We start from the raw sequence: 10,033 nt of genomic DNA, 5'->3' as shown, positions 1-10,033 counted from the left end.
ATCTGGCTGGGCATGCAGCGCATCCTGGACTTTGCCGCCGGCATCAGGTTCTCACGCGAGCTTCAGGCTCAGGGGACTTGTGTATAACGAAATGCGGTTAATCCCCATTGAATAATTTCCTACAACACCAAATGAATATGTATCCCTATGACTTTAGCGACCCTTACGGTCCGCACTGACACGCTTGTCGTGACTTGGACGGACAGCACTACCACCACTCCTTTTCCAACAATCTGGCTGCGCGATAATTGCCCCTCTGGTTTGCATCCAGAAACCCATGAACGCTTGTTCGATCTGTTGTCAATTGACGAAGCACCAATCCTGAGGTCTGCCGCAATTGACGGCGAAACAGCCGTGCTGAGCTATACAGATGGCCATATCAGCCACATGCCTATTTCACTGTTGAGCGCGCATCGTCCGGGCCAATCAAGCTTTGACGCTGGCGACATATCTGCGCAGCATTGGCGTGCAGATCATGGTGCGGCAAACATCTCACGTCACGCGGCCAACTCCATTCTTGCAGACGATTTTGCGCTGAAAAACTGGATGCAAGACACCGCAACATTTGGTCTAACAATCGTTGACCACTTACAAGATCATACAGATGCAGGTGTCGAGATTGCTGAGCGGATCGGCTTTTTGCGGGCCACAAACTTCGGCTCCACATTTGAGGTCGTCAACAAACCCGATCCAAATAACCTTGCTTACACCTCGGTTGCTTTGCCTCTCCACACAGATTTGCCTAACCAAGAGGTGCCTCCAGGTTATCAATTCTTACATTGCTTGGCCAACGAAGCTGTAGGAGGTGGATCGCTGTTTGCGGACGGTTTCGCGATGGCTGAGGACCTTAGGATTGAAGATCAAGATGCGTTTCAGCTGTTGTGTGACATCGCCATTCCTTTCCGTTTTCATGACAAAAGCGCGGATATTAGAGTTTACAAACCAGTCATCACGCTTGGATACAAAGGCGAAGTCATCGAGATCCGCTATAACGCGCATTTGGCTGGTATTTTTGATATGTCTGCTGAGATCATGCCGGCCTATTACCGTGCCTACCGAGCCTACATGGCCAAAACACGAGATCCAAAATACCGCCTGACGTTGAAATTGAAAGCGGGCGAGATGGTCGTATTCGACAACCGGCGCGTTCTGCACGGACGGGAGGCCTTTGATCCCTCCACAGGATTTCGGCATCTTCATGGATGCTATGTAGACCGAGGTGAATTCTTTTCGCGTCTGCGGTTATTGGTGCACGAAACTGACGTCGCCATCGCGGCGTAATTCCCGAAGCAAACATACTAAAGTCACTCAAGATCGGATGAATTACCTTTGCCTTTGGCGCCGAAAGCCGCCATTCGTTTGCATTACGACATTGGTCAGCCGGGGACTCGAAGTAAATTTTCGCTGCGTACTGGCCCGAGTTCTGCGGTTTTGTCGCATTAGCAGTCCCAGCCAAGGATGGCGTTATGTGACAGCCTGAAATTCAATGGTTGGGACGGGCGATGTTGAAGATGAAGGAAATCATTCTGCTGTGCATTCATCCAGCCATTCGCAGCAAGGTTGCGGGGCATCAGCAGGCGATGGTGCAGGGGGCCATTGCAGCAATCAGAGACAACGATGTGGTGGTGGGAATGGGTTTGAACCCTTTCCCCAAGCAGGCGTGCAAGGCGCTGGACGCCATTGGCCAGCCTTACAAGTATCTGGAGTACGGCAACTATTTCAATATTTGACGCGAACGTAACGCACTCAAAATGTGGCCTGGTTGGTCGACTTTTCCTATGGTTTTCGTCAAAGGCACGCTGATTGGGGGCGCCAGTGATTTAAAGGCCATGATTGACAGCGGCGAGTTCAAACAAATACTGGCGTATGCCGCTTAAGGAAGGAGGCTCAATGGCCCGCAGGAAGAAAAGCAATGCCTCCTGGGAAGGTGTCGTGGGTTTCATTTCAGTAACCAGGCAAATAGGCCATTTGCGCCATGTGTAGCCATTACCAAGCCATGAAGGACAGGGAGCGCTACCGGCGCCACTTTGGCGTCGAGCCGCCTGACGACCTGGGCAAGTTCGATGTCTGGCCCATGTATGCAGCCAGCTTCATCCGGCGTCCGCGTGAGGCCGATGTGGGTGATGAGGCTGTGCCGGAGCGCGAAGCCCTGGCCGGCCAGTTCGGGCTGATTCCCCATTGGGCGAGCGACACCGCCATCGCCCGCCATACCTACAACGCTCGCAGCGAAACGGTTGCGACCAAACCGAGTTTCCGCGATGCATGGAAACACGGCCAGCGCTGCATCATTCCGGCTGAAGCGATTTATGAGCCGGACTGGCGAAGCGGCAAGGCCGTGCCGACCCGCATTGCCCGCGCCGATGGCGAGCCCTTGGGAATTGCGGGGCTGTGGTCCTGGTGGAAGTCACCCAAGGGCGAGCTCGTCCACAGTTTTGCAATGCTGACTATCAATGCGGCTGAACACAGGCTGATGAACCAGTTTCACAAGCCCACCGACAAAAAGCGCATGGTCATCATCCTGACGGAGGGGACTTACCAGGACTGGCTGGAGGCGCCGCTGAAGCGGGTTGGCGAGTTTCTGGTGCCCTACCCTGCCGACGCGCTGGTGGCGATGGCTCTGCCAATTCTTTGATCGGTGTGAACGCCTGGTGCGCGATACTCGCGCAATGTCATGGGTTCTGTCGCGTTAGCGGTAAAGCCGCCTGCTGGTCTATGCTGAACGATTTGACTGAAAAGGCTTGAAACGCGATGCTGACTACCAAAGGAATGCGCGTCCCAATCGACGTCATTCTGGTTTACATCCGCTGGTACGCGGCCTATCCATTGAGCTACCGTGATCTTGAGGAAATGGTGGAAGAACGCGGTGTGTGTGCTGACCATTCTTCAATCAACCGCTGGACATCCGGTTTCTGCCCTTGCTTGAAAAAGTGTTCCGCAGACACAAGCGCCCGGTGGGCAGCAGCTGGCGAATGGACGCAACTTGCATCAAGGTCAAGGCGCCTGGAAGTATCTCTACCGCGCGGTAGACAATCAGGGTAAAACGGTCGACTTCTTGTTGACTGCCAAGCGCGACAGGGCCGCAGCCTTGCGCTTCTTTGACAAAGCCATGAGGGCCAGCGGTGTTCCCGAGAAGGTCACGATGGACAAGAGCGGCGCCAACAAGGCGGCGATTGATGCCATCAATGCCGGCCAGGAAACCCCGATCGTGGTTCGGCAAGTGAAGTACCTCAACAACATCGTGGAACAGGACCATTGGGCTGTCAAACGGGTCAGCAAACCGATGCTCAACTTCAAGTCATTCGAGCCGCCAAAAATGTCCTGACCGGCATCGAACTCATGCACATGATCCGCAAGGGGCAGCTCGTGCTTGAAGGCAGCACTGAGCTGTATTTTGCCGATCAGTTTTATGCGTTGGAAGAATAAATCCGTCCCGTTTGAGGAATTGGCATGCGTTCCTACGCCAAGCACGTTCATCAGCCGGCATCGCGACAGAACCAACTCTTGAGCGCGTGCTTCGTCTGGTATCCCAATGGTCGAATGGTCGCGCCAGTGCGTTTGCCGATTTTTATAGAGCGCTTGACAGCTCGAATGCGGTCTTAGTATGAGTACATGAACTACTTTCAAGTAGTCCAAGTTATTGTCCGCACACCCCCGAAGGTTTACTTTTTTGGAAGGAAAAAAAGGGGGGGGGAAATTTCAAGCCTCCCAGCATACCCAAATAGCTGTTATTTTCGGTAACCTAACGATGATCCAACCACAACACTCAATTGAAATCACCACCGCTGTTGCAGCGGCCCGGACACGCTCATGAACCTCATCACGACATTGCCCGAAACGACTTTTCGCACCGTTTCCGCGCTGATCCGCAAGCATGCCCAGCACCAGCCACAGCGAACGGCCCTACGTGACGATCAAGGTGAACTGAGCTACGCCCAACTGGACGCCCTCATGAACCGCATCGCCGCAGCCCTGCAGCGAGACGGCGTGCGGCCCGGCCAAAGCATTGCGATTTGCGCCCATTCCTCGGTGCATTACGCCGCGCTGTTCCTCGGGGCGCTGCGGGCTGGCATCGTGGTAGCTCCGCTGGCCCCCTCGGCCAGCCAGGAAAGCCTGGCTGCCATGCTGCAGGACGCCGGGGCACAGTGGCTGTTCCTCGACAGCGCCGCGCACGACATGGTACCGCCGGACCTGGCGGCGACCCGCTGTGTGCGCCTCGACGGGGCACCGGCGGGCATTCGCTTCGAAGACTGGCTGGCCGCCGAAGGCGTGCAGCCGCAACCAGTCGACCTATTGCCAGAAGCCCCTTTCAATATCATCTATTCGTCGGGTACCACAGGCACGCCCAAAGGTATTGTGCAGTCTCACGGCATGCGCTGGGCGCATGTCCAGCGGGGCAGCGCCTACGGCTACAGCCCTGAAGGCACTACGCTGCTGGCCACGCCGCTCTATTCGAACACCACGCTGGTGGTGTTCTTTCCCACGCTCGGCTTTGGCGGCTGCGTGGAGCTGATGCCCAAGTTCGATGCGGCGCGCTATCTTCAACTGGCCGAGCAGCGCCGTGCGACGCATACCATGCTGGTGCCGGTCCAGTACCAACGCATCATGGCACTGCCGCAATTTGGCGAGCACGACCTGTCGGCGTTTCAATACAAGTTCTGCACCAGCGCACCGTTCAGCGCCGTGCTCAAGTCAGATGTGCTGGCGCGCTGGCCAGGCGGCCTGGTCGAGTTCTACGGCATGACCGAAGGCGGCGGCACCTGCATTCTTGTCGCGCACGAGCACCCCGACAAGCTCCACACCGTAGGCCAGCCCGCCGCCACCAGCGACATACGGCTGATCGACGAAGACGGCCGTGAACTGCCTCTGGGCGCGACCGGCGAGGTGGTGGGGCACTCGCCCGGCATGATGACGGGCTACCACGGCCGTCCGGACCTGACGCGCGAGGCCGAATGGTTTGACGTCGGGGGCAAGCGCTTCATCCGCACTGGGGACGTGGGCCGCTTTGACGCCGAGGGATTCCTCACGCTGCTGGACCGCCGAAAAGACATGATCATCAGTGGCGGCTTCAACATCTACCCGTCTGACCTAGAAGCCGAGCTACGCTTGCACCCGGCTGTCGAGGACGTGGCAGTGACGGGCGTACCGTCCGAACGGTGGGGCGAAACGCCGGTCGCCTTTGTGCGGCTGCGGCCTGGCGCGTGCGACGAGGCCGCGCAGATCATGGCTTGGTACAACACCCGGGCCGGAAAGACACAGCGCCTGACGGCGCTGCATTTCATTGAAGAATTGCCCCGCAGTCCGATTGGCAAAGTGCTCAAGCGCGAACTGCGCGTACTGTATTTGAACATTTCAAACTGACCATGATCTGGCGGACATGAAGGACTACAAGGTTATCGTGTCGATCAACAGGTACGCTGAAGCGGCGACCTTTAGCGTTGCCGACTACGGTATGGAAGCGGCCCTGTCCAGCACCGTGCTAGAACTAATCGTTACGCTGTAAGGTGCCTTGTTCGATCGTTTTTATTAATCATGTTAACCATAAGACAGGAGACAACCATGTCCAATTCGCTTTCACGCCGCACCCTTATCCAGGCCGCCAGCGCAGGCTTGGCCACTGCCACACTGCCATCGATGGCCCAGTCGGCCTGGCCAAATCGCCCGATCCGACTCATCGTGCCATACACGGCTGGCGGCTTCACCGACCAGATGGCGCGCCTGGTGCAGGTGGGCCTGCAAAGCCGGCTCGGCCAGCCCGTGGTCGTCGAGAACATGCCCGGGGCCAACAGCATCATCGGCGTTAACGCCGTGGCAAAAGCCTCCCCGGACGGGCACACCTTCGGCGTCGTGATTGCAGCCTATGCGGCCAACACCACGCTGTACCCCAAGCTGCCCTACAACCCGGCGAAGGACTTGGTCGGGGTGTCCCTGCTGGGCGTGTCCCCGCTGCTGGCGGCCGTGCCGAATAACGCGCCGTTCAAGAACGTCACCGAATTGGTGGCTTATGCCAAAGCCAATCCCGGCAAAGTCAGTTTTGGCTCCTCGGGCAATGGGTCGGCCGCGCACCTGACCAGCGAGTTGCTCAAGGCCGTGACCGGCACCTACATGGTGCACATTCCCTACCGGGGCTCAGCACCTGCGTTGACTGATTTGCTGGGCGGCCATATCCAGCTGTTCTTTGACGCGCCGACCAACCTGATCCAGCCCGGCAAAATGGGCCGTGTGCGCCTGATCGGGGTGGCCAGCGACAAACGCCTGCCGGCAGCCCCCGATGTGCCGACCTTCATCGAACAAGGGCTCAAGGGATTCACCGGCAGCACCTGGGCCAGCATAATTGCCCCCGCCGGCACACCGCGCGACGTGGTGCAACGCATGTCGGACGAGGTCAACCGCATCATCCGCAGCGAAGAAACCCAAGCCCGGTTAGAAGCCATGGGCACATTTGCCGAAGGCACCTCGCCGCAAGCCTGCGATGCTTTCATCGCCTCGGAAACCGCAAAATGGGCCACGGTCATTAAAAACGCAGGCGTCACCGCCGACTGAGAAAGCGCAGAAGCACCTTGCTCTGGATAACGCTCAAAACACACGAGCGAACTGCGCGGGAACAGCTTTGTGACACAGACCGTTGCGCTGTCGCTGCCACACCTGCCCGGTCGGGAATCGCATCGGCCATCATGCATGTCTTCCCGTGCGTAGCTGTTTTAAGTATGCTTTGGGTTTTGATCACTCAAACATTCCCCGCACTCCACCGGCGGTTTTCTACATCTACTTCTTGACCAAGGGGCAGGCCGATTTCGCCAGCGGCTGGAAAGCCTGGTCGCCTGGCACGGTGGCCACTAGCTTATAGTAGTCCCAAGGGTAATTCGACTCGGCGGGCTTCTTGACCTGAAAAAGGTACATGTCGTGCACCATGCGCCCGTCTTCACGGATGCGGCCATTTTTAGCAAAAAAGTCATTGATCGGCTGCGCGCGCATCTGTTTCATCACGGCGGCCGTGTCGTCGGTGCCGATGGCCTGCACTGCTTTCAAATAATGCATTACCGAAGAGTACACACCCGCCTGGCTCATATTGGGCATTTTCTTGGTACGTTCAAAAAACCGGCGCGACCACACACGAGTTTCATCATTAAGGTCCCAGTAAAAACCCTCAGTGAGCATCATGCCCTGGGTCAGCGGCAGGCCCAGACTGTGGATGTCGTTGATGTAAACCAGCAAGCCGGCGATGCTTTGTTTGCCGCTAGCGGTCAGTTTGAATTCATTGGCAGCCTTGATTGCATTGATGGTGTCGCCTCCGGCATTGGCCAAGCCAATTACCTTAGCGCCAGAGGCCTGCGCCTTCAGCAGGAAAGCCGAGAAATCTGAGGTGTTGAGTGGATGGCGCATGACCCCGAGCACTTTGCCACCGTTGGCATTGACGACCTCCGTAGTGTCTTTTTCCAGTGCCTGACCGAAGGCATAGTCGGCGGTGAGGAAAAACCAGGTATCGCCTCCCTTGCCAACCACTGCACGGCCCGTGGCATGGGCTAGGGCGTAAGTGTCATAAACGTAATGCACAGTGCTGGGCGTACAGGCTTCATTGGTCAGGCGCACCGAGCCTGGTCCGCTGAAGACCACGACACGGTTTTTTTCTCGTGCAACCTCGGCAACTGCAAGTGCGGGGGCCGACGCAGCGACGTCGAGTATGGCATCGACCTTTTCGCGGTCAAACCACTCGCGCGCCTTGCTCGCTGCAATGTCCGGTTTGTTTTGATGGTCGGCGTAGACTAACTCAATCGGTTTACCCACTACCTTGCCACCAAAATCCTCGATGGCCATCTTTGCTGCATTGACGCTGCCCATACCAGTAATATCCGCATAAAGGCTGGACATGTCCAGAATCAAGCCAATCTTTACAACATTGTCCGAAACGCCGGAGTGCTGAGCAGCAATAGAGCCGGACAGGGTAATCAGACCAATGGCGGCCAGTGGCTTAAGCTTCATAGGTTATTTTCTTCGATGGTTGCAAGTGGCACATTAGACGGTAGCGATCGGAGTGGTCGGGGAACCGACGGCACCCGGCAAGCGCAGCGGTGGCGCCGTAAGCAAAAAGCGGTGTCGGCCGTTTGCGTGCAGCCAGTCGGCAAGCTCCCCAAGGTACCAAAGTTCAGCCAGTGGCAGGCCGAGCTTGAAGAGGCAGTGATGGTGCAAAGGCAGCAACGATGCAGGCGCAGGGGCCGGTCGCGCCGGGTACGCCTCGACCGCATAGTTGTCAGCACACAGAGCAGTGATGCCACTGTCGGTGATCCATTGCAGCAAACCGTCGTCACGCCCATCGAGCACTGCACAACTCTCGGCCAGGAGTTTTGCGTCGGGCTGGCCCGCCATCTCCACAATGAGCTCGGCAAAACCGGTCCGAATCACCAGCATGTCGCCGTATTCGACCACCACGCCATCGGCCTGCATGACCGCGAGTAGTTCGGTTCGACCAATCATCTGGCGGGATCGACCGAAATGACGAGCGAGGTCAACCAGCACGGCCCGCCCCTGCATGCTGTGATGAGCCATGTTCTCAATACCAAGGGCGTATGCACGCGATCCGCCGCCTGCTTTTTCGCAAGCGCATTCACTGCCGTCGTCACCATAAACAACCGGACCGATCACATCCAGTTCGGCACGATAACCGTTGTAGTAAACCATCTCTGCCTCGCCGTCGCCATTGGCATCAAAGCGGGCGCCAACGTGTGCCAGTGAGTCCCACTGAGTTGAATACTGAAGCGAGATCAGCGCCTGGTCATCGCTCAGCACGTCGATGGAGTCAGCATCCAGACGTGACAAAGGAAAATTAACGAACGGCTTATGGTCGCGATAAGTAGGCGACAACTGCGGAGGAAAACGACGTGAATTAAGCGCATTGCCACCGGGCAAATCCAGTGGAAGCGACAGGCAAAAGCTGCGGCCAGCACGCACCTCGGCAACGCCTTTGAGAACTTGCTCGGGGGTTATTAAGTTGACGCGGCCCAGTTGATCGTCGACTCCGAAATCACCCCACGTGGAGCCGGTTGGTCTATGTTTCCAGCGCATACTTTGTCTCGTTATAGTTAAGAACTGACATTATGCAAAAAACGTGTTGTTTTCCAATAAAGAACAAATTTAGTAAAAAAATTTACTTCATTGAAGAGTGCATTAGGTCAGTTATGAATTGGAAATGGAAAAATATCTCCAAAATGTTTAAAGTACACACCTCCAAATTTGCGATCAGCTGTCGTTTTTTCCTTAAAGTTCAATAGACCGCTGCATACCGCGTATCTTATGGGGCGATGGATTGGTCGCCCCGCTGTGGCATCCTTTTTGTCACTTTCATTAGCCGGCTCGCTGACCGCCAAGCGACAAAACTTCGCTGGCATGAACGATCTGACCTTGCCCCTGAAAAACGTATCCCTTGCTGAGTGCTTCAATTCAGACAAGGAAAACTGAAATGACGAAAACATCAAGGGCGCGCTACACGCTCGAATTCAAGCAAGAGGCGGTCAGGCTCGTTGAAGGTGGCCAAAGCATCGCAGCGGCAGCCAGAACGCTGAGAGTGGTTGACCAGACGCTGTTCAACTGGGTCAAGGCCCATCGCCAAGGCAAGCTCACAGGCGCAGAAAGCAAGCCGGTAAGTGCCGAGCAGATGGAGATCAGCCGGCTGCGCGCTGAGCTGGCGCGCGTGAAGATGGAGCGCGATATTTTGGAAAAAGCGACGGCGTACTTCGCAAGAGGATCGATTTGAAGTACGCCTTCATCCAGCGTCACCGGTTTGCGTGGCCTGTCTCGGTGCAATGCCGGGTGCTGCAGGTCAGCGCGGCCGGCTACCACGCGTACCTCTTTCGCCGTGCCAGCGGTGCGCCGAGGCGCCACTGGTGCATATCAAGGCCCTGCACGCCGAGACACGTGGTGCTTACGGCGGGCCGCGCATCTGGCGCGAGTTGGTGGCACGCGGTGTGTCAATGGGCAAAGAGCGGGTGCAAAATCTCATGCAGTTGCACGGCATTCGCGCCAAAGGCAAACGGCGCTTCAA

Annotated in this window: 7 protein-coding genes and 3 pseudogenes; 8 read left to right on the top strand and 2 right to left on the bottom strand. The window is 56.8% G+C overall.

Annotated elements, in window-relative coordinates; genetic code table 11:
- Positions 1-147 precede the first annotated feature (147 nt).
- The 7 genes and pseudogenes from IWX87_RS19275 (at position 148) to IWX87_RS19250 (ending at position 6,540) form a co-directional block, all read left to right on the top strand.
- Complete coding sequence (locus IWX87_RS19275; RefSeq protein ID WP_196865119.1) at positions 148-1,281, top strand: TauD/TfdA family dioxygenase; 1,134 nt, start codon at positions 148-150, stop codon at positions 1,279-1,281.
- A gap of 224 nt (positions 1,282-1,505) precedes the next feature.
- On the top strand, positions 1,506-1,730 hold the full coding sequence (locus tag IWX87_RS20100) for a hypothetical protein (protein WP_370583955.1): 225 nt from the start codon (positions 1,506-1,508) through the stop codon (positions 1,728-1,730).
- A 245-nt stretch (positions 1,731-1,975) separates the two neighbouring features.
- Positions 1,976-2,632 carry an SOS response-associated peptidase gene (locus tag IWX87_RS19265; RefSeq protein ID WP_196865118.1) on the top strand — a complete coding sequence of 219 codons (657 nt, stop codon included), beginning with the start codon at positions 1,976-1,978 and terminating at the stop codon, positions 2,630-2,632.
- Between the two features lie 116 nt (positions 2,633-2,748).
- Positions 2,749-3,423 (top strand): annotated as a pseudogene (locus IWX87_RS19260) (IS6 family transposase).
- 384 nt (positions 3,424-3,807) lie between these two features.
- Complete coding sequence (locus tag IWX87_RS19255) at positions 3,808-5,358, top strand: class I adenylate-forming enzyme family protein (RefSeq protein WP_196865117.1); 1,551 nt, start codon at positions 3,808-3,810, stop codon at positions 5,356-5,358.
- Between the two features lie 7 nt (positions 5,359-5,365).
- A pseudogene (locus IWX87_RS19825) lies at positions 5,366-5,500 on the top strand (electron transfer flavoprotein subunit alpha/FixB family protein); the annotation flags it as partial.
- A 56-nt stretch (positions 5,501-5,556) separates the two neighbouring features.
- The gene (locus tag IWX87_RS19250) at positions 5,557-6,540 is read left to right on the top strand and encodes a tripartite tricarboxylate transporter substrate binding protein (RefSeq protein WP_196865116.1); all 984 of its coding nucleotides are present in this window, start codon (positions 5,557-5,559) and stop codon (positions 6,538-6,540) included.
- Positions 6,541-6,762: 222 nt separating this feature from the next.
- Here the strand turns inward: IWX87_RS19250 and IWX87_RS19245 are convergent, their stop codons facing one another.
- Positions 6,763-7,977, bottom strand: coding sequence for an ABC transporter substrate-binding protein (locus tag IWX87_RS19245; RefSeq protein WP_196865115.1), 1,215 nt, complete (start codon positions 7,975-7,977; stop codon positions 6,763-6,765).
- Positions 7,978-8,010: 33 nt separating this feature from the next.
- Positions 8,011-9,057, bottom strand: a complete 1,047-nt coding sequence (locus IWX87_RS19240) for a cyclase family protein (RefSeq protein WP_196865114.1) — start codon at positions 9,055-9,057, stop codon at positions 8,011-8,013.
- 394 nt (positions 9,058-9,451) lie between these two features.
- Between IWX87_RS19240 and IWX87_RS19235 the strand changes: the two are divergent.
- Positions 9,452-10,033: pseudogene (locus tag IWX87_RS19235) on the top strand (transposase); the annotation flags it as partial.

It is taken from the genome of Polaromonas sp. CG_9.7 (assembly GCF_015752205.1).
Lineage (GTDB): Bacteria > Pseudomonadota > Gammaproteobacteria > Burkholderiales > Burkholderiaceae_C > Polaromonas.
Note: the sequence above shows the minus strand (reverse complement) of the source record. Positions and strands in the feature narration are given on the sequence as shown.